The sequence below is a fragment of the Pseudomonas antarctica genome, from assembly GCF_001647715.1.
In the GTDB taxonomy this organism is placed as follows: Bacteria; Pseudomonadota; Gammaproteobacteria; order Pseudomonadales; family Pseudomonadaceae; genus Aquipseudomonas; species Aquipseudomonas antarctica_A.
In genome coordinates, this window is sequence record NZ_CP015600.1 from 986,499 (window position 1) to 1,007,808 (window position 21,310).

Genomic DNA, 21,310 nt, shown 5'->3' on the forward strand with positions numbered 1-21,310 from the left:
AAAAATTGCGGATAGAACGGTGGTATGGCGCATGACGATCCCGATCCTTGTTTGTTGTTGTCATCAGTGAGCAATCACCCTGGCGTTCAGCCAGGGAGACATCACTGATCCCACACACAGCAAGTGCCTTTCCGAGATTGGAGACTCTGCTGTCCTACGACGGTATGGGCCGCGGACTTCGCAGTAAATGCGCCAAAACGGATTGACCTTGTAGGTAACGGAGCTCTACGTCGCGGCTCATTGCTGTAAGACGCAATGAGTTTTGTCGTGGTCTGTTTCCTACGGTCCAGGCGGATGCAATAACGGCGACGTTATGAAGCGTCGCCGTTATTAATCCTTACTTGCCGCTTACGCTCACGCCATAGAAGGAGTTCAAGCCAAACGGGCTGATCTTGAAGTCCTGCACGGTGTTGCGCATGGGTTGATACACCGTCGAGTGCGCGATAGGTGTCATCGGGACTGCATCTTTGAGGATATGTTGCGCCTGCTTGTACAGCTCGGTGCGTTTGGTGACATCCGAAGTGGCCTTGGCTTCTTTCACGATGCCGTCGAATTTCTTGTCACACCATTTGGAGAAGTTGTTACCGGCCAGCGAATCGCAGCCGAACAGCACGTTCAGCCAGTTGTCCGGGTCACCATTGTCGCCGCTCCAGCCAATGATCATGGCCTGGTTCTCGCCGCCCTTGGAGCGCTTGATGTACTCGCCCCACTCGTAGCTGACGATGTTGACCTTCAGGCCGATCTGTTTCCAGTCGTTCTGCAGCATCTCGGCCATCAGCTTGGCGTTCGGGTTGTATGGACGTTGAACCGGCATCGCCCACAGGGTGATTTCGGTGCCTTCCTTGACGCCTGCTTCCTTGAGCAAAGCCTTGGCTTTGGTCACATCGTACGGGGCGTCCTTGATGGTGGTGTCGTAGGACCACTGGGTCGGCGGCATGGCGTTGACGGCCAGTTGGCCTGCGCCCTGATACACGGAGTCGATGATCTGCTGCTTGTTCACCGACATGTCCAGCGCTTCACGCACACGCAGGTCGGAGAGCGGGTTGGCAGCGGTCTGGCCTTTGAGAACCGGCATTACGTTGTAAGCGATGTAGCCCAGGTTGAAACCGGCCTGGTGCGGCAGTTTCAGATCCTTGTCTTCACCCAGCGCCTTGAGGTCGGCCGGACGTGGGAACAGGGTCACCTGGCATTCGTTTTTCTTGAGTTTCTGGATACGCACCGACGGGTCGGTGGTGATAGCGAAGATCAGGTTGTCGATCTTCACGTCTTCAGGTTTCCAGTAATCCTTGTTGCCGGTGTAACGGATGTTCGAGTCTTTCTGGTAGCTCTTGAACACGAACGGGCCAGTGCCGATTGGCTTCTGGTTGATGTCCTGTGCCTTGCCTTCTTTCAACAGCTGGGCTGCGTATTCAGCCGACTGGATCGAAGCGAAGCTCATCGCCAGGTTCTGGATGAAAGCCGCGTCCACGGTGCCAAGGGTGAACTTGACGGTGTGGTCATCGACTTTTTCGATGTTCTTGATGTTGGTGTCCATCCCCATGTCCGTGAAGTACGGGAACTCGGTGGGGTAGGCTTTGCGGAACGGGTCGTCCTTGTTGATCATGCGGTTGAACGTGAACAGCACGTCATCGGCATTGAAGGTACGGGTCGGCTTGAAGTACGAGGTGGTGTGGAACTTGACACCGTCGCGCAAGTGGAAGGTGTACGTCAGGCCATCCGGGGACACGTCCCAGGTGGTGGCCAGCCCAGGAACCACAGCGGTGCCGCCGCGTTCGAACTGGGTCAGACGGTTGAACATGGTTTCGGCCGAAGCATCGAAGTCTGTTCCGGTGGTGTACTGGCCTGGATCAAAACCGGCCGGGCTCCCTTCGGAGCAGAACACCAGGTTAGTCGCCGCTTGGGCGAAAGGGGCTGCGGCCATAAGGCCAGCACTAACTAAAAGCGGAATGACTGCGTGTTTAAGCATGTTGGCCTCATGATTTGTTGTCATTTTTGGTGGTGAGGGCGACCTCGTGAGTCGGCCTGCGGATACTTATGCAGGGGCCATACCCATTGCAAGATGCTGAACCGTTGCAAGAGGCAAAGTGTGGTACGAACGTACAGGAATGTCGCATTTATGAAAGTTTGTACATAAATGCATATATATAGAGGGTTTTTTCGGTGCATTCGTCGCACCAAAAAAGCCCAACCGAAGCGTCTGGCGCACTCGGTTGGGGCGCAGCTGTTACTTATCTAGACTGACACCATAAAACGGCGTCAGGCCAAAAGGACTGATCTTGAAGTCCTGCACTTCTTTTCGAATAGGCTGGAAAACCGTCGAGTTAGCGATAGGTGTTATAGGTACTTGTTCCTTAAGGATTTTCTGCGCCTGTTGATACCACTTGATGCGCTGCTCGCGGTCGCTGCTGAGCTTGGCCTGCTGCACAAGTTTGTCGTAGGCCGGGTTACACCATTTCGCATAATTGCTGCCCTTGACCGCAGCACAACTGTAGAGCACGCCGAGCCAGTTATCCGGATCGCCGTTGTCGCCGGTCCAGCCATAAATCATCGCGTCGTGCTCGCCATTTTTGGCGCGTTTGATGTATTCGCCCCATTCGTAGCTGATTATGTTGGCTTTGATACCGACCTTCTCCCAATCCTGCTGGATCATTTGTGCTGACATTCGCGCGTTGGGGTTGGAGGCGCGCTGCACAGTCATCGCCCACAAATTGATGGTGGTACCTGGTGCAACCCCTGCTTCTTTTAGTAGCGCCCGAGCCTTGGTCGGGTCGTAGGGCGCGTCCTTGATATTTGGGTCGTAAGACCACTGCGCCGGTGGCAGTGCGTTCTGCGCCAATTGTCCGGCGCTTTGGTAAACAGCCTTGATGATTGCTGGCTTGTCGATGGCCATGTCGAGGGCCTGGCGCACTTTGAGCTGGTCCAGCGGCGGGTGAGTCACGTTGTAGGCCAGGAAGCCCAGGTTGAAACCGGCTTGTTGCAGCACGCGCAGGTTCGGGTCCTGTTTCATCACTTCAATGTCGGCAGGCCGTGGGTAACCGCTGACCTGGCATTCGCCGGCCTTGAGTTTCTGCAACCGCGACGCCGCGTCCGGGGTGATCGCGAACACCAGGTTGTCGAGCTTCACGTCCTCGGGCTTCCAATACTGTTTATTGGCGACGTAGCGGATCTGCGAGTCCTTCTGGTAGCGCTTGAACACAAATGGCCCGGTGCCCACCGGTTTTTGGTTGATGTCCTCTGCCTTGCCTTCTTTCAACAGTTGGGCCGCATATTCGGCCGATTGCACCGAGGCAAAGCTCATGGCCAGGTTCTGCACAAACGAGGCATCGACATTGTTCAGGCTGAAACGCACGGTGTGCTCGTCGAGTTTGTCGACGCTTTTGATCGTGGTGTTCAAGCCCATATCTGTGAAGTAGGGCGACTCGGACGGGTAAGCCTTGCGGAATGGGCTTTGGGCATCCAAAAGCCGGTTGAAGGTGAACAGCACATCATCCGCGTTGAAGTCGCGGGTAGGGGTGAAGTAGTCGGTGGTGTGGAACTTGACGCCATCGCGCAGGTGGAAGGTGTAGCTCAGGCCATCGTTGGACACATCCCAGCTGGTTGCCAGGCCAGGTTCGACTTCGGTGCCGCCACGCTTGAACTGGGTCAGGCGGTTGAACACGGTTTCGGCGGAGGCATCAAAGTCGGTACCGCTGGTGTACTGGCTGGGGTCGAAGCCGGCGGGGCTGGCTTCGGAGCAGTAGACCAGGGTGCTGGCCGCCTGGGCCAGCGGCATGAAGGCCAAGAGGCCAGCAGCGAGGAGGAGCGGTTTTAAGGCGATTCTTTCCATGGAGACCCCTGAAGTGGCAGGCGTATAAAACTGCCCAAACGAAAACGGCGGTCACCGAGGTTACCGCCGTTCTTGTGACTCAGGTAGAGATTAGCGTCTCAATTGCTGTGAGTAGCTTATTGGGCCGGGCCTCCTGGTAGCGTTGCCTCGAGCTGAGTCGGGGCCATCTCCTGGATGATGTAGGGGTTGTCTGATACTTCGTTGCCCAAGCTGACGAGAAAGGTTCGGCTGCTGGTCATTTTCATATCTGAAACAGGCTTCATCTCGTCACCGCTCAAATCATTCACATCCCATTGGGCGGCGACTTTGACGCGGGCTTCGTTTTTGACGGGGTCATATTCTACCGAGTAAGTAGCGGTGCTCACTTTCGGGCTATAGCCGTCTTTTAAAGTACTGATCAACTCGATAGTGGCGGGCTCGACCGAGCCTTGATGGGCGACCTCGGAAATTCGCGAGCGCATAGCCGCATCGGGAATCGCACTCTCGAACTGTTTAAGCCTATTGAGTCGGATCGTTTCTGCAGAGTCGCCGTGGGCATCCAGACTGAAGTGAAGCTCGCCGTGTTCTGTCAGTTTAGTGACTGAGTAGTCAGAGCGGTTAAGGTCAAGAATGAAGTTGTGCGAATAGTTGCTGTCGCTGTAAGGCGTAGCGATAGCCTTCTCAGATTCAAGCAGTGTGAATTCCTGTTTGGGGGCGCTCCAGGTAAGCACCAACTTTCTTTTGAGTTCGCCATTTTCTTCATATCCTTTTGTCGACGGCAAGAAGGGTTTTGCTTCATCAACTTTTAGCAGTGCGTCAAATCTCTCCGATTGCTTTACCGCCGGCTCATCGAAGTCTGCGAACAAGTCAGAGAATTTCGGCGTCAGGTTTTCACTCGGCGTTGGCGAAGGCGTACCTGTCCATGGCCACAGTCGAAGGCCTCCATCGGCAGGTGCGCGCTCCCATTGAGCATCGCGACCCGGTGTTATCACCATCAGCCCCGCGCCGTTATCCGGATTAATGATTCTGGCAAAGGCGTCGCCGGACCGGTAACGACCCGATATTTCAAATATACGGCTCGTTTCTGTTTCATCGGTAAAGCGCACGAATTGGCGGAATGTCCCCTTACTGTCAGTCATTCGATAAACACCGAGTGCGTCTCGAGTAGCATTCTTTATCAATGCCTCACCGTCAGGGACTGCATGTTGCGCCACGCGGATAAGTGACTCGGATCTCGGCAAGGGTTGCGGCACAGGCGCGTTGACGACAGAACTGTTACCGGAGGACGGTCCTGGCCGTGGCTCCTGGATTTCATTGGCGGTCGGTGGAATCAGCGGCTCCGCGGGCGGTAATTTTGTCTCGGGAGGCAGGGCAAACGGGTCTTCAGGGACTGCGCTCGCCCCGACTGAGAACAGGGTATTCAACAAACCATCGAATGCCTTGGAGGCACCGTCCTTGCGTTCCGCCTGCGTGTCGCCGGACGAGGCTTTTTCTGCTCCTAACGCCAGTTCGGTTAACCCTGCGAGCACGGCCGCAGCGGCAACCGGTGCAGCGATGGGGGCAAGTTTGGCCAACAAGCCGGCGGCCACGGTGATGTCGTTCAGCCAAGTGTCGCGGATCACTTCGCTGTTGGACTTGATGACAACGTCAGCATCACTCTGCATGCGCTCTTTGGTGGCGAATGCCAGCGCGGCGAACACATCCCCCTCAATGTTCGAGTGGCTGTCATTGATCACAGTATCTTTCAGTGCCCCGGTGGCCATTTTATCGAAAAGGGTATTCAGGCCCTCTTTCTTGTCGGCTATATGCGTGAGCCACAGAAATGGCACCACTCCGGATGCTGCCCGTGTGCCAAAACTGGCTTCATGGTCCTGACGGTAGATCAACGGAAAATGTGAGAGCAAGGCTTCCCGCTTTTTAGGATGCTTGCTTTGGTCAATCACCCATTTCTCCAGCTTTGCCAGGGAGTCGAACCTCAGATAGGCCGGCACGTTTCCAGGTATGGAAACCACCTGCCGGCCATCGGCAGCGCTGAAGCGCACAATATCGTTGGACGTAAAGCCATGGATGCTAAGGGCATTGGCCTGAACGATGCCCTTCACCGGCGCCATGGCCATGAGTTGTTCGACGCTGAGCGGTGCATTTTCGTCGAGGGAAAGGTTGGAGACTGCCCCCATCACCAGGCGGTAGTCGTCACGCGTGAATTGTTGCTCGGGCGGTTGCAGCTTGCGCTCAGCCGGTGAACGGGCTTCCGCCGCCTTCAATTGCTTGCGGGCCTGGTAAACGAACTCGCCCTTGATCGCCGTCTCATAGCCACTGGTATGAGCGCGCCAGAAATGATCGATTTTCTGGGTCATCCCGGTTTGGAAGTCGGTCTTCCAACTCTCATGCATCACCGCGGAGGGGGCGAGGGCGAATTGGTTGTGGGCGCCGTACCCGCCCTGTGTGCTTTGACCGGCGCCGACCGTGTATAAACCCGTTTCCTGATCCAGAGTGCCGGGAATCCAGTCGTGTTCGGAGAAGTTTTTCAGCAGGGCATCCGGCAGGCGTAATGAGGAGTAGGGCTCCTCAAAAGTGTGCTCCCAGCCTGTTACGGTGTTCGCGCTGCTCGCGCTCCTGAAACGGTTCAAATAGATCGTGTCAGCATCGACCACGTTGCCCGTCAACTTGAGAATCAGCGCTTCTGCCCACTTCTTGGCTTCTGCCCGCGTATCGGGCAGGTTGTTGGCGACGTCGACCGCCAAAAGCTTGTAATCCAGTGCCGCGGGGGCGGTGCTGTAGAACTTGCCGGCACTCTGTATTTGCGCTTGCATCGCGTCTTCTGAGCGGCGGCTGGCAGGGCGTAATCGGTCATCAGGCGGGATAGGGTCGAACGCATCTTTGGGGGCCAGTTGGTTGAATTGCGCCCGAGCAAAGGCGGCGGATTGCGGGAATGGAACACCTTGGAAGTGTGCCACTACCTTTGGATGGACTTGAAGGAAGCCATCATGTTGTTCCACCCGCAAATCACCACTTTTTCCGGGTGCGATCACGCTGGCGGTCGCCAGCAATGCCGCTGAGATTTGTCCCCAGCCCGACGTGTCCGTAAGGCTGAAAGTTTTCTTTTTTCCCTCCACTTCAGCGGACAAGGTGCCTGTTGAGGGGGCGACCGAAAACTGGCCGATGTCGTGGATTCCTTGTCTAAACAGCCATCCATTGAGAGCGGGTTGTCGCACGTGCGCATCATATAATTCAAGCCATTGGCCCAAGGTACTCTGTCTCGGAACACTGACCAGTCTGGGCGAGGTGTGCAGCGCCAGGCGATTCACCTGCTCAAGGTAAGCTTTGAGCAGCTGTGTTTCATGAGGGTTAACCGTTTTTTCGGCTGAGCGTTGGGGCGCTTGCGTGGTTTGCGCTTCGGTTTTCGGCGGCGCATAGACAGGTAGGTTTTCCTGTAACTGAGGAGGTGTCCGATTGAGATATACGGTCATGAATTCGGTTCTCGTGAAGTAAGAGGATGTCGGCGTGCGCCGTTGCATTAACTCTGTAGTGAGAACCTGGCATTTGATTCCATATGGGTCTGTGGCTGGATATGAGGGACTACAGACGGTGTCGCTGGGTCTTACAAAAAAAACGGCGCTAACCCTCAAGGCCGCGCCGTTTTTCTGTTTCGAAAAGCCTTACTGCAGGACTTCAATCACGCCGTCGGCGCTCATGTTCACCTGACTGGTCCCAGCCTCCACTTCCGGCGTCGGCGCCGAATCCATCATGGCCGCTTTCATCATCATCCCGCCGTTTCGGGCGTACGGTTGTGGATAACCGTTGGTGTTGAAGTTCAAGTTGACGATCTTGTAACCCTTGCCGCCCAGTGCGTCGGTGGCCAATTGGGCGCGTGCCTTGAAGGCGGCAACCGCGTCTTTGAGCAACGCATCTTCGCTGGCCTTACGCGTGGTGTCGGCGATGGCGAAGTCCATGTTTTCCATTTTCAGGGTGTTCAGCAGATCGCCGGTGAGCTTGGACAGCGCCGGGAAGTCGGCGCTTTCCAGGCGCAGTTCAGCGCGCTCACGCCAGCCGGTGATCTTCTGGTTCTTGTTGTCGTAGATCGGGTAGCTGTTGCGGCTGCCCTGACGCAGGGTCACGCCTTTGACTTCACGAGCCTCGCCCAGGGCCTTGTTCATGGTCGTGGTGATTTCAGCGGCAAGCTTGGCCGGGTCGGCGTTTTGCGATTCGGTGTAGAGGGTGACGATCATCTTGTCGCGGGCAACTTCCTGGCTGACCTCGGCACGCAGGGAAATCTGGTTGTAATTCAGCGCATCGGCGGCCATGGCGGGAAGGCTGGCCAGGGCGCTGGCGCTGAGGGTGATAACGGCTGCACTGCGAGTGAAACGAGACATGGAAGCTCCTTGGGATATTCGTGTTCGGTATGACTGTAGACGGTGATGTCGGGTTCTTCGGGTTTACACATTCGCTACAAGTTGTGGGGATGCCGACGAACGGTCGTTTGCGCGGCCTGCGTCAAAGAGCCACACACGTCATGCCAGGCGGCCTGCTTCGTTTATACTCCTGCCGATCCGCCTGCAGCGCTCACCGGGAGAGCTCATGCTCGCCGCCGTAAAACTGACTTCCGCCACACGCCAGAACCTCTGGCGCCTGACGTTCATTCGCACCCTGGTACTGGCCGCACAGGCTGGCTCCGTCGGGCTCGCGTATTGGTTCGACCTGCTGCCGTTGCCCTGGCTGCAACTGGCCGTGACCCTCGGCTTCTCCATCGTGCTGTGTGTGTTTACGGCCATCCGCCTGCGCACCACGTGGCCGGTGACTGAGCTGGAATACGCCCTGCAATTGGCCTGCGACCTGTTTATCCACAGTGTGTTGCTGTATTTCTCCGGTGGTTCCACCAACCCGTTTGTTTCTTATTACCTGGTGCCACTGACCATCGCCGCGGTGACTTTGCCGTGGCGCTACTCGGTGGTGCTGTCGGGTATTGCGCTGACCCTGTACACCTTGTTGCTGGCACAGTTTTATCCATTGCAGACCTTCCCCATCGCGCGGGAAAACCTGCAGATCTACGGGATGTGGCTGAGTTTCGCCCTGTCCGCTGCAGTGATTACCTTCTTCGCTGCACGCATGGCCGAAGAACTGCGTCGCCAGGAAGAGTTGCGCGCCATTCGCCGCGAAGAAGGCCTGCGCGACCAGCAATTGCTGGCCGTCGCCACTCAGGCTGCCGGCGCCGCCCATGAATTGGGTACGCCGCTGGCGACCATGAGCGTGCTGCTCAATGAAATGGTCCAGGACCATCACGACCCAGCCCTGCAGGATGACCTGAGCGTGCTGCAGGAACAGGTCAAGCAATGTAAACAGACCTTGCAGCAACTGGTGCGTGCCGCTGAAGCCAATCGCCGCCTGGCCGTGGAGATGCAGGACGTGACCCAGTGGCTCGACGAAGCCCTGAACCGTTGGCACCTGATGCGCCCCGAAGCCAGTTACCGTTTCAACCTGCTGGGCCAGGGCAGCGTGCCCCGCATGGCGCCACCACCGGACCTGACCCAGGCGCTGCTCAACCTGTTGAACAACGCTGCTGACGCCTGCCCCGAAGGCCTGGGCGTACAGCTGGACTGGGATGCGGAAAACGTGACCATCAGCATTCGTGACCACGGCGCGGGCGTGCCGCTGGCCATTGCCGAGCAGATCGGCAAACCGTTCTTTACCACCAAGGGCAAAGGCTTCGGCCTGGGCCTGTTTTTGAGCAAGGCCAGCGTGACCCGCGCGGGCGGCTCAGTGAAGCTCTATAGTCATGAGGAAGGTGGCACGCTCACCGAGCTGCGCCTGCCCCGTGTCGCACGAGGAGATATCGATGAGTGACGAGATCCAAGTCGAAGGCGAAGAACTGCCGCACCTGTTGCTGGTAGATGACGACGCCACCTTTACCCGCGTCATGGCGCGCGCCATGAGCCGTCGTGGTTTTCGCGTGAGCACCGCAGGCTCCGCCGAAGAAGGCCTGACCATCGCTCAGGCTGACTTGCCGGACTACGCCGCGCTCGACCTGAAAATGGACGGCGACTCCGGCCTGGTGCTGCTGCCCAAGCTGCTGGAACTCGACCCGGAAATGCGCGTGGTGATCCTCACCGGTTATTCCAGCATTGCCACCGCTGTCGAGGCCATCAAGCGCGGCGCCTGCAACTACCTGTGCAAACCGGCGGACGCCGACGACGTGCTGGCAGCCTTGCTGTCCGAACACGCCGACCTCGATACCCTGGTGCCGGAAAACCCGATGTCGGTGGACCGCTTGCAGTGGGAACACATCCAGCGTGTGCTGACCGAACATGAGGGCAACATCTCCGCCACTGCCCGTGCCCTGGGCATGCACCGCCGCACCCTGCAACGCAAGCTGCAGAAGCGTCCGGTACGGCGCTGAACAAAGTCTGAACAATCTGCTTCAGGCAGCACGGAGCGCTGAACCGATCGTCTATGATCGGTTCAAACGCCTGTCATTTTCCCCTACCGAGCCTGAACGATGAATCAGAACGCTGAGTATTCCGCGGTCAACGACGCGGTGCGTGGGCAATTCTTTCGCCGAACCTGGGCGATGATCACGCCGTATTGGCGCAGTGAAGAGAAAGGCAAGGCCTGGTTGTTGCTGGGCGCGGTGATTGGCTTGTCGCTGTTCAGCGTGGCGATCTCCGTGTGGATCAACCACTGGTACAAGGATTTCTACAACGCTCTGGAGCACAAGGACACGGCTGCTTTCTGGCAACTGATCGGCTATTTCGGCGGTATCGCGGCCGTGGCCATTCTGGGTGCTGTCTACCGCCTCTACCTGACCCAGATGCTGACCATCCGCTGGCGTGCCTGGCTCACCGAAAAGCATTTTGCACGTTGGCTCGCCGACAAGAACTACTACCAGCTGGAGCAGGGTGGGTACACCGATAACCCGGACCAGCGGATTTCCGAAGACCTCAATAACTTCACCTCGAACACGTTGAGCCTGGGCCTCGGGCTGCTGCGCAATGTCGTCAGCCTCGTGTCGTTCTCGATTATTTTGTGGGGTGTTTCCGGCAGTATCGAGGTGTTTGGCTTCACCATCCCGGGTTATATGTTCTGGTGCGCATTGGTCTACGCCGGTGTCGGCAGCTGGTTGACTCACCTGATCGGTCGTCGCTTGATTGGCCTGAGCAACCAACAACAACGCTTCGAAGCAGACCTGCGTTTCTCCATGGTGCGTGTGCGTGAAAACGCGGAGAGCATCGCCCTGTACAACGGCGAGCCGAATGAAAGACAGCGCTTGAGCACACGCTTCAGTAAAGTCTGGCACAACTTCTGGGACATCATGAAAGTGTCCAAGCGCCTGACCTTCTTCACCGCCGGCTACGAACAGATCGCAATCATCTTCCCTTTCATGGTTGCGGCGCCGCGCTATTTCGCCGGCAAGATCGAACTGGGCGAGCTGATGCAAATCAACTCCGCGTTTGGCAATGTGCAGGGCAACTTCAGTTGGTTCATCAGTGCCTATGCCGACCTGGCCAGCTGGCGTGCGACCAGTGACCGTCTGCTCAGCTTCCACCAGGCTATGAGTGAAAACGAACAGCGTACTCCAGCCATCGATGTGCGCCCTGAGGGCGAGCGGTTGGTGGTGCAGGATCTGGGCATGGACCTGGCCGACGGCCGCCACTTGCTCACCGACGCCGACATGACCGTAGAGCCGGGCCAGCGTGTGATGCTCAGTGGGCGTTCCGGCAGTGGTAAAAGTACGCTGCTGCGTGCGATGGGGCACTTGTGGCCAGCGGGGCATGGCAGCATTCGCCTGCCGGCTGCGCGTTACCTGTTCCTGCCGCAGAAACCCTACCTGCCGATTGGGACCTTGAAGGCCGTATTGAGTTATCCACAGGACGACAGCGTCTACCCGGCGCAACGTTATGCACAGGTCCTGGAAACCTGCCGCTTGCCGCACCTGGTCGCGCGCCTGGACGAGGCCAACCACTGGCAACGTATGCTCTCGCCCGGTGAGCAGCAGCGTTTGGCCTTTGCCCGCGCGTTGTTGTTCGCGCCGCAGTGGCTGTACATGGACGAAGCCACCTCGGCGATGGATGAAGAGGATGAGGCGACGTTGTATCAAGCGCTGATCGATGAATTGCCGGGGCTGAGCATCGTCAGCGTCGGTCATCGCAGCAGCCTCAAGCGCTTCCATGGGCGGCATGTGCGGATCGAGAGTGGGTTGTTGCAGGAGCAGCAATCGGCTTAAGGTCTTACGCGGTCAATGTGGGAGCGGGCTTGCTCGCGAATACGGTCTGTCAGTTACAGATGTTCAGACTGACCCACCGCTTTCGCGAGCAAGCCCGCTCCCACAGTGGATCTCCATTGTCCTGGCGAGTGAAGCCCACAAAAAAGCCCGGTTGATCATCGATCAACCGGGCTTTTTTAATGCTTGAACATGACTTACTTCTTCAAGCCGTACTGCTCATCCAGCATGCCAGGGGCGTTTGGCGTTTTTGGCGCGTAGTCCCGTGGTGGCTCCTGGTTTTCCCGCGGAGGGGTCAGGCGTTCCCGCGGTGTTTGCGGTGCATCGGAATGCAACGCGGCCAGCAGACGCTGACGGGTGATGTCGTCGAGGGCCAGGCGGTTAGCGCCATCGGCGAGGTGATCCTGTACTTCCTGGTAGCTCTGAGTGAGCTTCTTGACCAGGGTCGCGGTGCTGTTGAAGTGGGTAACAACCTCGTTCTGATAACTGTCAAAACGTTCCTGAATGTCATCCAACTGACGCTGCGTGCGGTTAGGCGCGGCATTCGGCAGCAGGCGGGCAACCAGGAATCCAATGGCGACACCGGCAACCAAGGCGAGAGTCGGCAACAACCAAACTAAGAGCGAGTGTTCCACGAGTCCTTCCTCTATAAACGGCTTTGCTTTACGTTAACGGCTCGGACCTGCGCTGTATACCGCGATTAAGCTCGCAATCATGCCATGCACAGACTTTTAGCTAGACGAGTCGACCCTTTGAGAGGTCACGGAGTTCATTCCTTGCTCATGCGTGAAACCCCCGTTTTGATCGATGGCCCGGTTGGCCAATTGGAAGCCCTGTACCTTGATCACCCCGAGCCACGTGGCCTGGCGCTGATCTGCCACCCTAACCCGGTGCAGGGCGGGACCATGCTCAATAAAGTCGTATCGACCCTGCAACGCACCGCCCGCGACGCCGGTTTGATTACTTTACGTTTCAATTACCGCGGTGTCGGTGCCAGCGCCGGTACCCACGATATGGCCACCGGTGAAGTGGACGATGCCGAAGCTGCTGCCAACTGGCTGCGGGAAAAGCACCCCGAACTGCCGATCACCTTGCTCGGTTTCTCGTTTGGCGGTTATGTGGCCGCCAGCCTCGGCGGGCGCCTGGAAGCCAAGGGCGAAAAACTCGCGCACCTGTTCATGGTCGCCGCTGCCGTGATGCGCCTGCGCGATACCGACGTGCTGCCCCAAGGCTGCCCATTGACCCTGATCCAGCCGGAAACCGACGAAGTGGTCGACCCGCAGGTCGTCTACGAGTGGTCCGCTGCCTTGAAACGCCCCCATGAGCTGCTGAAAGTGGCAGAATGCGGGCACTTTTTTCATGGCAAGCTCACCGATCTCAAGGATCTGGTGCTGCCGCGCCTCTCGAATTGATAGCAGTCTGATAAGCGATTACCCATGACGACTCGTACCCGTATCCTCACCGGCATCACCACCACCGGCACGCCACACCTGGGCAACTACGCCGGTGCGATCCGCCCGGCGATTCTCGCCAGCCAGGACGCCAATGCCGACTCTTTCTACTTCCTGGCCGATTACCACGCCCTGATCAAATGCGATGACCCGCAGCGCATCCAGCGCTCGCGTATGGAAATTGCCGCGACCTGGCTGGCCGGTGGCCTGGATGTGAACCGGGTGACCTTCTACCGCCAGTCCGACATCCCGGAAATCCCCGAGCTGACCTGGCTGCTGACCTGTGTTGCCGCCAAGGGCCTGCTCAACCGTGCCCACGCCTATAAAGCGTCGGTGGACAAGAACGTCGAAAGCGGCGAAGACCCGGATGCGGGCATCACCATGGGCTTGTACAGCTACCCGGTGCTGATGGCGGCGGACATCCTGATGTTCAACGCGCACAAGGTGCCGGTCGGCCGTGACCAGATCCAGCACGTGGAAATGGCCCGCGACATCGGCCAGCGTTTCAACCACCTGTTCGGCAACGGTAAAGAATTCTTCACCATGCCCGAGGCGTTGATCGAAGAAAGCGTCGCCACCTTGCCAGGCCTCGATGGCCGCAAGATGTCCAAGAGCTACGACAACACTATCCCGTTGTTCACCAGCGCCAAGGACATGAAAGACGCGATCTCGCGGATCGTCACCGACTCCCGCGCGCCCGGCGAGTCGAAAGATCCGAGCAAATCGCACCTATTTACTCTGTATCAGGCGTTTGCCGGTAAGAACAAAGCAGAAGAAATGCGCCTTGACCTCCTCGGCGGCCTAGGCTGGGGGGAGGCTAAGAAGCGTCTGTTTTTGCTCCTTGATGATCAGTTGGGCGACGCCCGCGAGCGCTATCATAAGTTGATGTCGCGCCCTTCAGAAATGGAAGACTTACTGTTGATTGGCGCGAAGAAAGCGCGCGCCGTAGCGGCGCCGTTTCTTGAAGAGCTGCGTGAAGCAGTGGGCTTACGTTCGTTCATCACGCAGTCTACTGCTCCTACCAATACGAAAAAGAAGGCGCCAAAAGCTGCGCGCTTTGTGAGCTTTCGTGATCTGGATGGGTTCAAATTCAGACTCTTGGCGGAAGATGGTACCGAGTTGCTTGTGTCGAACCCGTTCGCAGACGGAAAAGAGGTTGGTTTTGTTACCAAGTCTTTGCTCTCCCAGAGTTTTATTGATTTATCTCGGGGTATCGACGAGGTGGTTCTTCATGTGAACAACAAACCAGTTGCATATAGTCGAAAATATTCCAGCTTCAACGAACTCGAAGACGCGTTTGAAAAAGCCCTAAAATCGATAAGGCAGTTGAAGTTAAACGATAGCCTTTCATGAGTGCGTGATTGCCATTATCCAGGGCCGTCGTTACAGTGACGGCCCGTTTTTGTTGCCTTGCTAACGAAATTATGACGCCCCTAGAACGATATCAAGCTGATCTGAAACGCCCTGAATTCTTCCATGACGCGGCCCAGGAAACGGCGGTGCGTCATTTGCAGCGCCTGTACGACGACCTGGTCGCGGCCTCGCAAAGCAAGCCAGGGATGTTCAGCAAGCTGTTTGGCAAGAAAGACCACACGCCGGTCAAAGGCCTGTATTTCTGGGGTGGCGTGGGCCGGGGCAAGACGTACCTGGTCGACACCTTCTTTGAAGCGCTGCCGTTCAAGGAAAAGGTGCGTACGCACTTTCACCGCTTCATGAAGCGTGTGCACGAAGAAATGAAGACCCTGCCGGGTGAGAAAAACCCGCTGACCATCATCGCCAAGCGTTTCTCCGACGAAGCGCGGGTCATCTGCTTCGATGAGTTCTTCGTTTCCGACATCACCGACGCCATGATCCTTGGCACGCTGATGGAAGAACTGTTCAAGAACGGCGTGACCCTGGTCGCTACGTCGAACATCGTGCCTGACGGCTTGTACAAGGACGGCCTGCAACGTGCGCGCTTCCTGCCGGCCATCGCGCTGATCAAGCAGAACACCGAGATCGTCAACGTCGACAGTGGCGTTGATTACCGCCTGCGCCATCTTGAGCAAGCGGAGCTGTTCCACTTCCCGCTGAACGAAGCGGCGCACGAAAGCCTGAAAAAAAGCTTCCGCGCGCTGACGCCGGAATGCACCCAGGCGGTGGAAAACGACAAGTTGATGATCGAAAACCGCGAAATCATCGCGCTGCGTACCTGCGACGACGTGGCCTGGTTCGAATTCCGCCAATTGTGCGACGGGCCGCGTAGCCAGAACGATTACATCGAGCTGGGCAAAATCTTCCACGCGGTGATCCTGAGCGGCGTGGAACAGATGAGCGTCACCACCGACGACATCGCGCGCCGGTTTATCAACATGGTCGACGAATTCTACGACCGTAACGTCAAGCTGATCATCTCGGCCGAGGTCGAACTCAAGGACCTCTACACCGGCGGTCGCTTGAACTTCGAATTCCAGCGGACGCTGAGCCGCTTGCTCGAAATGCAATCCCACGAGTTCCTGTCGCGTGGGCATAAGCCGTAAGCCGATGTGATCCATATAAAAGGCCCGCTGCGATTGCGGGCCTTTTGTATTTTTTGGTGCTGGTTAAAAAGTGATCTGGTCTTCAGAGGGCGGCGCCGGTTGTACGAGGATCTTTTTGCTACCCTCTATCTTGTAGATCGCGCCGTCCGGACCCTTGACTAACGTTGAATCCTCCTCTTCCTCGTCCTTCTTCTTTTTCTTCAACTCCTCCATTTTTTTATTCAACAGTTCAGTCTGTTTCTCTTTTGATTGACTTGCGCCTGTCTCGTTCGGCTGTACCGCCGGGCTGAAAGAGATGCTTCCTATGGATGACATGATTGAGTCTCCGTCCTAGTTTGAGCCAGTGGATTTAGAAAAGCCCTTTATGATCCGGAGAGAAGTCCGGCAGAAATAGACGACTTTTACCTCGCTTAAAATGCCAGACGCCCAGGGTGCAGCGGGTCGTCTTCGTCCTGTCTAGCTGTAGGAATTGGAGGTCTTGCAGGCAGGTATTGCTTAAGGCCCTGGTAAGGCTACATAGGGCTTTCAGTTCGACCCTGCACCATTGCGGTATGACAGGGTCGCTTGCATCGTCAGGTGCCGTACCTACGCGGCTTGCTGAAATTGCTGCCGGTATTGGTTCGGCGACAACTCCGTGTGTTGACGAAACAGCCGCGCAAAGAAGCTCGCATCGTCGTAACCCACCTCATAACTGATGGTCTTGATGCTCTTGCGGCTTCCCGAGAGCAGGCCTTTGGCCGTCTCGATACGCAGCCGTTGCAGGTAATGCAGCGGCTTGTCGCCGGTGGCAGTCTGAAAACGGCGCATGAAGTTACGGATGCTCATGCCGTGTTCCCGGGCGACGTCTTCGAAGCGGAACTTGTCGGCGAAATGCTCTTCGAGCCAGTGCTGGATCTGCAGGATGATCACGTCCTGGTGCAGCTTCTGCCCACCAAAGCCGATACGCCCAGGCGCGTAGCTGCGCTGCACTTCGTAGAGGATGTCGCGGGCCACGGCCTGCGCGATGTTGGCGCCACAGAAACGTTCGATCAGGTAGATGTAGAGGTCGCACGCCGAGGTCGTGCCGCCGGCGCAATACAGGTTGTCGGCATCGGTGAGGTGCTTGTCCTGGTTGAGCTGCACCTGGGGGAAGCGTTCGCTGAAAGCATTGAAGAAACGCCAGTAGGTGGTCGCTTCCTTGCCATCGAGCAGGCCGGCTTCGGCCAGCCAGAACACGCCGGTGGCCTCGCCGCAAAGCACCGCGCCGCGGGCGTGTTGCTCGCGCAGCCAGGGCAGCACTTGGGGGTAACGGGTGCACAGCGCGTCGAAGTCATCCCAGAAGGCCGGCAACACGATGATGTCGGCGTTTTCCAGGCCGCCGTCCACCGGCATGATCACATCGCTGAAGCTGCGTACCGATTGCCCGTCGGGGCTGACCAGGCGTGTTTCAAACGCTGGGGTCAGGCCCAGGCCTTGCTGTTTGCCATAACGCAGGCTGGCGAGATGGAAGAAATCCTTGGCTTGCATGAGGGTTGAAGCGAATACCCGATCAATGGCCAAAATGCTGACGCGCCGTAGGGGCGTGGAGATTTGGTTAGACATAATTTCATTTATTCTTATAGGGGAAAGTGGTCACCAGACGGCTGGATCGTCTTATTTTTTGTCGCATGTGTCCAGTGTCCCGTGACGCCTTCGCGGCTTAGTCTCTGTGGGCTCGTCCTTGTCCGACAATCCACGCAGGTGACCCATGATCCCCAGAACCTTGTTCAGCTCGGAGCACGAACTCTTCCGCGAGAGCGTGCGCACCTTCCTCGAAAAACACGCCGCGCCGTTCCATGGGCAATGGGAGAAGCAGGGCTATATCGACCGTAGTCTGTGGAGCAAGGCGGGGGAGGCGGGGATGCTGTGTTCTCATCTGCCGGAGGAATATGGCGGCCTGGGTGCGGACTTTCTCTACAGTGCAGTGGTGATTGAGGAAATCAGCCGACTGGGGCTGACCGGCATCGGGTTTTCCCTGCATTCGGACATTGTGGCGCCCTACATCCTGCATTACGGCAGTGAAGCGCTGAAACAGAAGTACTTGCCCAAATTGATCTCCGGCGAGATGGTCACGGCCATCGCCATGACTGAGCCAGGCGCGGGTTCCGATCTGCAAGGCGTCAAGACCACTGCGGTATTGGACGGTGATGAGTATGTGATCAACGGTTCCAAGACCTTTATCACCAACGGCTTTCTCGCTGAGCTGGTGATCGTCGTGGCCAAGACCGACCCCAAGGCCGGTGCAAAGGGCACCAGCCTGTTTCTGGTGGAGGCTGATACGCCGGGCTTCGACAAGGGCAAGCGCCTGGAGAAGGTGGGTATGAAGGCCCAGGACACCTCTGAGCTGTTTTTCCAGGACGTGCGCGTGCCCAAGCAAAACCTGTTGGGCCAGGCCGGCATGGGCTTCGCGTATTTGATGCAGGAGTTGCCCCAGGAGCGCCTGACCGTGGCGATTGGCGCGCTGTCGTCAGCCGAGGCGGCGTTGCAATGGACCCTTGAATACACCCGTGAGCGCAAAGCGTTCGGCAAGGCAATTGCCGACTTCCAGAACACCCGGTTCAAGCTGGCGGAGATGGCCACCGAGATTCAGATCGGCCGCGTGTTTGTGGATAAATGCATGGCGCTGCATCTGGAGGGCAAGCTCGATGTGCCCACGGCGGCGATGGCCAAGTATTGGGCCACGGACCTTCAATGCAAGGTGCTCGACGAGTGCGTGCAGCTGCACGGTGGCTACGGCTTTATGTGGGAATACCCGATTGCCCGGGCCTGGGCCGATTCGCGGGTGCAGCGGATTTATGCGGGGACCAATGAGATCATGAAAGAGATTATTGCGCGGGCGCTTTGATGGATTGGTAGTGCTGCTCCGGGCCACATCGCGGGCAAGCCCGGCTCCCACATTGAATGTGTTCACAGTTCAATGTGTGGGAGCTGGCTTGCCCGCGATAGCGGCTTAAGGATCAATCAAGGCGCTGGATTCGGATGGTCCTTCTGAATCGCCTCAATCCCTTCCAAAACCTCTTTCGACAGCTTCAGGTCGGCACTGGCAATGTTGCTGTCCAGTTGCTCCAGGCTCGTGGCGCCAATAATGTTGCTGGTCACGAACGGCTGTTGCGTCACGAACGCCAGCGCCATCTGCGCAGGGTCCAGGCCATGTTCCCGCGCCAGTGCCACATAACGGCTGCAGGCTGCTTCTGACTGCGGGTTGAAGTAACGACTGAAGCGGCTGTATTCGGTCAGGCGGGCTTTTGCCGGGCGGGCGCCGCCTTCGTATTTGCCGCTGAGCATGCCGAAAGCCAGCGGCGAGTAGGCCAGCAGGCCGCATTGCTCACGAATGGCGACTTCCGCCAGGCCCACTTCAAAGCTGCGGTTGAGCAGGTTGTAGGGGTTCTGGATCGACACCGCGCGGGTCCAGCCACGGGCTTCGGCCAGGGCCAGGAACTTCATGGTGCCCCACGGGGTTTCGTTGGACAGGCCGATGTGGCGGATCTTGCCGGCCTTCACCTGTTCGTCCAGTGCTTCGAGGGTTTCCTCCAGCGGGGTCAGGTCGTCTTCGTCCTTGTGCTTGTAGCTCAGTTGGCCGAAAAAGTTGGTGCTGCGCTCGGGCCAGTGCAACTGGTAGAGGTCGATCCAGTCGGTTTGCAGGCGCTTGAGGCTGGCATCCAGGGCGTCGACGATGTGCTTGCGGTTGTGGCGCAAGTGGCCGTCACGGATGTAATCAATGGTGTTGCCGGGGCCGGCGATCTTGCTGGCGAGGATCCAGTCGGCCCGGTCGCCACGGCTTTTGAAGTAATTACCGATATAGCGCTCGGTGGTGGCATAGGTGTCGGCCTTCGGCGGCACCGGGTACATTTCTGCTGTGTCGAGGAAGTTGATCCCCGCGGCCTTGGCCCGTTCGATCTGTGCAAAGGCCTCTGCCTCGCTGTTTTGCTCGCCCCAGGTCATGGTGCCCAAGGCTATCGCGCTTACATTCAGATCGGTGCGGCCCAGCTGTCGATAATCCATCGGGTACTCCTTCGGGGAAAACAATCATAAAAGCAGGTTGAATTTTTTTTCGCAATCTGCATAATTGCCCACCTCTTTCTGCAGTGGAAGTGATGCGCCGCCTGCCGAAGAATCTTGCCGTTGAACGGACGCGCCGACCCGAGCCCCCGATAGCGTCTGTATCCGGCTGCCTTTGACTTGTCAAAGTACGCACTATTCAGTAAGATCCGCCGTCTAATTTACAGGGCGGCCCCTGAGGCTATTAAAGAATGACAACTTTTACTGCAAAACCGGAAACAGTTCAGCGCGACTGGTTTGTCGTCGACGCCGCTGGTCAGACCCTGGGTCGTCTGGCCACTGAAGTCGCCAGCCGTCTGCGTGGCAAGCACAAGCCTGAGTACACCCCTCACGTTGACACCGGTGACTACATCGTGATCATCAACGCTGAGCAGGTACGTGTTACCGGCAACAAAGCGCAAGACAAAATGTACTACCGTCACTCCGGTTTCCCAGGCGGTATCAAGTCTTCGAACTTCGAAGGTCTGATTTCCAAGAAGCCTGAAGCCCCGATCGAAATCGCGGTCAAAGGCATGCTGCCGAAGGGCCCACTGGGTCGCGATATGTTTCGCAAGCTGAAAGTCTATGCGGGCGCTGTACACCCTCATGCTGCTCAGCAGCCCCAAGAACTGAAGTTTTAACGGAATAGTTCATTATGTCGGCGACTCAAAATTACGGCACTGGCCGTCGCAAAACCGCAACCGCACGCGTTTTCCTGCGTCCGGGCACTGGTAACATCTCGATCAACAACCGCACTCTGGAAAACTTCTTCGGTCGCGAAACTGCCCGCATGGTAGTTCGTCAGCCGCTGGAATTGACCGAGACAGTTGAAAAGTTCGACATCTACGTCACCGTTATCGGTGGCGGTGTAAGTGGTCAAGCTGGCGCAATCCGCCACGGTATCACTCGCGCTCTGATGCAGTACGACGAAACCCTGCGTGGCGCTCTGCGCAAAGCTGGCTTCGTAACTCGCGATGCTCGTGAAGTTGAACGTAAGAAAGTCGGTCTGCGTAAAGCGCGTAAGCGTCCGCAGTACTCGAAGCGTTAATTCGCTTTACGTTCCACAAAAACGCCCAACTCCTCACGGAGCTGGGCGTTTTTTATTGCCTGCGATTTATGCATAAATTTCGCCGTGACAACTTGCCACATCCGTAGACCCCCTATACTACAAGGCCTGGAGAGGGAGGCCCGGGCAATTCCCTTGTCATACGTGGGGCTTTTCATTACCATTCGGCAAAATTTTTATAAGTAAAGATACAACACT

At 57.3% G+C, this 21,310-nt stretch carries 17 protein-coding genes; 9 read left to right on the plus strand and 8 right to left on the minus strand.

Features of this window, described 5'->3' with window-relative positions; all coding sequences use genetic code 11:
- Positions 1-337 precede the first annotated feature (337 nt).
- The 4 genes from A7J50_RS04210 to A7J50_RS04225 all read right to left on the minus strand — a co-directional run bounded on the left by A7J50_RS04210 (position 338) and on the right by A7J50_RS04225 (position 8,178).
- A complete protein-coding gene (locus tag A7J50_RS04210) occupies positions 338-1,966 on the minus strand; it encodes an ABC transporter substrate-binding protein (protein WP_064450683.1) in 1,629 nt (542 codons plus the stop codon).
- A gap of 258 nt (positions 1,967-2,224) precedes the next feature.
- Entirely contained in the window at positions 2,225-3,826 is a 1,602-nt protein-coding gene (locus tag A7J50_RS04215) for an ABC transporter substrate-binding protein (protein WP_064450684.1), read from the minus strand.
- Positions 3,827-3,942: 116 nt separating this feature from the next.
- Positions 3,943-7,275, minus strand: coding sequence for a dermonecrotic toxin domain-containing protein (locus A7J50_RS04220; protein WP_064454852.1), 3,333 nt, complete (start codon positions 7,273-7,275; stop codon positions 3,943-3,945).
- A 189-nt stretch (positions 7,276-7,464) separates the two neighbouring features.
- Positions 7,465-8,178, minus strand: a complete 714-nt coding sequence (locus A7J50_RS04225; RefSeq protein WP_064450685.1) for an SIMPL domain-containing protein — start codon at positions 8,176-8,178, stop codon at positions 7,465-7,467.
- A gap of 205 nt (positions 8,179-8,383) precedes the next feature.
- Here A7J50_RS04225 and A7J50_RS04230 point away from each other — a divergent pair, with 205 nt between their 5' ends.
- From A7J50_RS04230 to A7J50_RS04240, 3 genes are all read left to right on the plus strand, one after another.
- On the plus strand, positions 8,384-9,646 hold the full coding sequence (locus A7J50_RS04230; protein ID WP_064450686.1) for an ATP-binding protein: 1,263 nt from the start codon (positions 8,384-8,386) through the stop codon (positions 9,644-9,646).
- Positions 9,639-10,199 (plus strand): response regulator transcription factor, encoded by a 561-nt coding sequence (locus A7J50_RS04235; RefSeq protein WP_003171731.1) that lies wholly within the window; start codon positions 9,639-9,641, stop codon positions 10,197-10,199. The genes A7J50_RS04230 and A7J50_RS04235 overlap by 8 nt, the downstream gene beginning before the upstream one ends.
- A gap of 99 nt (positions 10,200-10,298) precedes the next feature.
- Positions 10,299-12,023: an ABC transporter ATP-binding protein/permease gene (locus tag A7J50_RS04240; RefSeq protein ID WP_064450687.1), complete on the plus strand. Its 1,725-nt coding sequence runs from the start codon at positions 10,299-10,301 to the stop codon at positions 12,021-12,023.
- Between the two features lie 194 nt (positions 12,024-12,217).
- Here the strand turns inward: A7J50_RS04240 and A7J50_RS04245 are convergent, their stop codons facing one another.
- Positions 12,218-12,655, minus strand: a complete 438-nt coding sequence (locus A7J50_RS04245; protein WP_064450688.1) for a YhcB family protein — start codon at positions 12,653-12,655, stop codon at positions 12,218-12,220.
- A gap of 147 nt (positions 12,656-12,802) precedes the next feature.
- Between A7J50_RS04245 and A7J50_RS04250 the strand changes: the two genes are divergently transcribed.
- The 3 genes from A7J50_RS04250 (at position 12,803) to zapE (ending at position 15,990) form a co-directional block, all read left to right on the plus strand.
- Positions 12,803-13,432: an alpha/beta hydrolase gene (locus tag A7J50_RS04250; protein WP_064450689.1), complete on the plus strand. Its 630-nt coding sequence runs from the start codon at positions 12,803-12,805 to the stop codon at positions 13,430-13,432.
- Positions 13,433-13,456: 24 nt separating this feature from the next.
- Positions 13,457-14,824, plus strand: coding sequence for a tryptophan--tRNA ligase (locus A7J50_RS04255; protein WP_064450690.1), 1,368 nt, complete (start codon positions 13,457-13,459; stop codon positions 14,822-14,824).
- A gap of 71 nt (positions 14,825-14,895) precedes the next feature.
- On the plus strand, positions 14,896-15,990 hold the full coding sequence (gene zapE / locus A7J50_RS04260) for a cell division protein ZapE (protein WP_012722199.1): 1,095 nt from the start codon (positions 14,896-14,898) through the stop codon (positions 15,988-15,990).
- Between the two features lie 63 nt (positions 15,991-16,053).
- On the opposite strand, the gene A7J50_RS04265 is transcribed toward zapE, so the two are convergent.
- Complete coding sequence (locus A7J50_RS04265) at positions 16,054-16,305, minus strand: hypothetical protein (protein ID WP_064450691.1); 252 nt, start codon at positions 16,303-16,305, stop codon at positions 16,054-16,056.
- A 270-nt stretch (positions 16,306-16,575) separates the two neighbouring features.
- Positions 16,576-17,496: a GlxA family transcriptional regulator gene (locus tag A7J50_RS04270; protein ID WP_208604459.1), complete on the minus strand. Its 921-nt coding sequence runs from the start codon at positions 17,494-17,496 to the stop codon at positions 16,576-16,578.
- A 220-nt stretch (positions 17,497-17,716) separates the two neighbouring features.
- Here A7J50_RS04270 and A7J50_RS04275 point away from each other — a divergent pair, with 220 nt between their 5' ends.
- Positions 17,717-18,853, plus strand: a complete 1,137-nt coding sequence (locus A7J50_RS04275; protein WP_064450693.1) for an acyl-CoA dehydrogenase family protein — start codon at positions 17,717-17,719, stop codon at positions 18,851-18,853.
- A gap of 116 nt (positions 18,854-18,969) precedes the next feature.
- On the opposite strand, the gene A7J50_RS04280 is transcribed toward A7J50_RS04275, so the two are convergent.
- Positions 18,970-20,010: an NADP(H)-dependent aldo-keto reductase gene (locus A7J50_RS04280; RefSeq protein WP_064450694.1), complete on the minus strand. Its 1,041-nt coding sequence runs from the start codon at positions 20,008-20,010 to the stop codon at positions 18,970-18,972.
- Positions 20,011-20,258: 248 nt separating this feature from the next.
- Here A7J50_RS04280 and rplM point away from each other — a divergent pair, with 248 nt between their 5' ends.
- Together rplM and rpsI are read left to right on the plus strand one after the other, a co-directional pair.
- The gene (rplM, locus tag A7J50_RS04285) at positions 20,259-20,687 is read left to right on the plus strand and encodes a 50S ribosomal protein L13 (protein ID WP_003171742.1); all 429 of its coding nucleotides are present in this window, start codon (positions 20,259-20,261) and stop codon (positions 20,685-20,687) included.
- A gap of 14 nt (positions 20,688-20,701) precedes the next feature.
- Positions 20,702-21,094, plus strand: a complete 393-nt coding sequence (gene rpsI / locus A7J50_RS04290; protein WP_003216038.1) for a 30S ribosomal protein S9 — start codon at positions 20,702-20,704, stop codon at positions 21,092-21,094.
- Positions 21,095-21,310 lie beyond the last annotated feature (216 nt).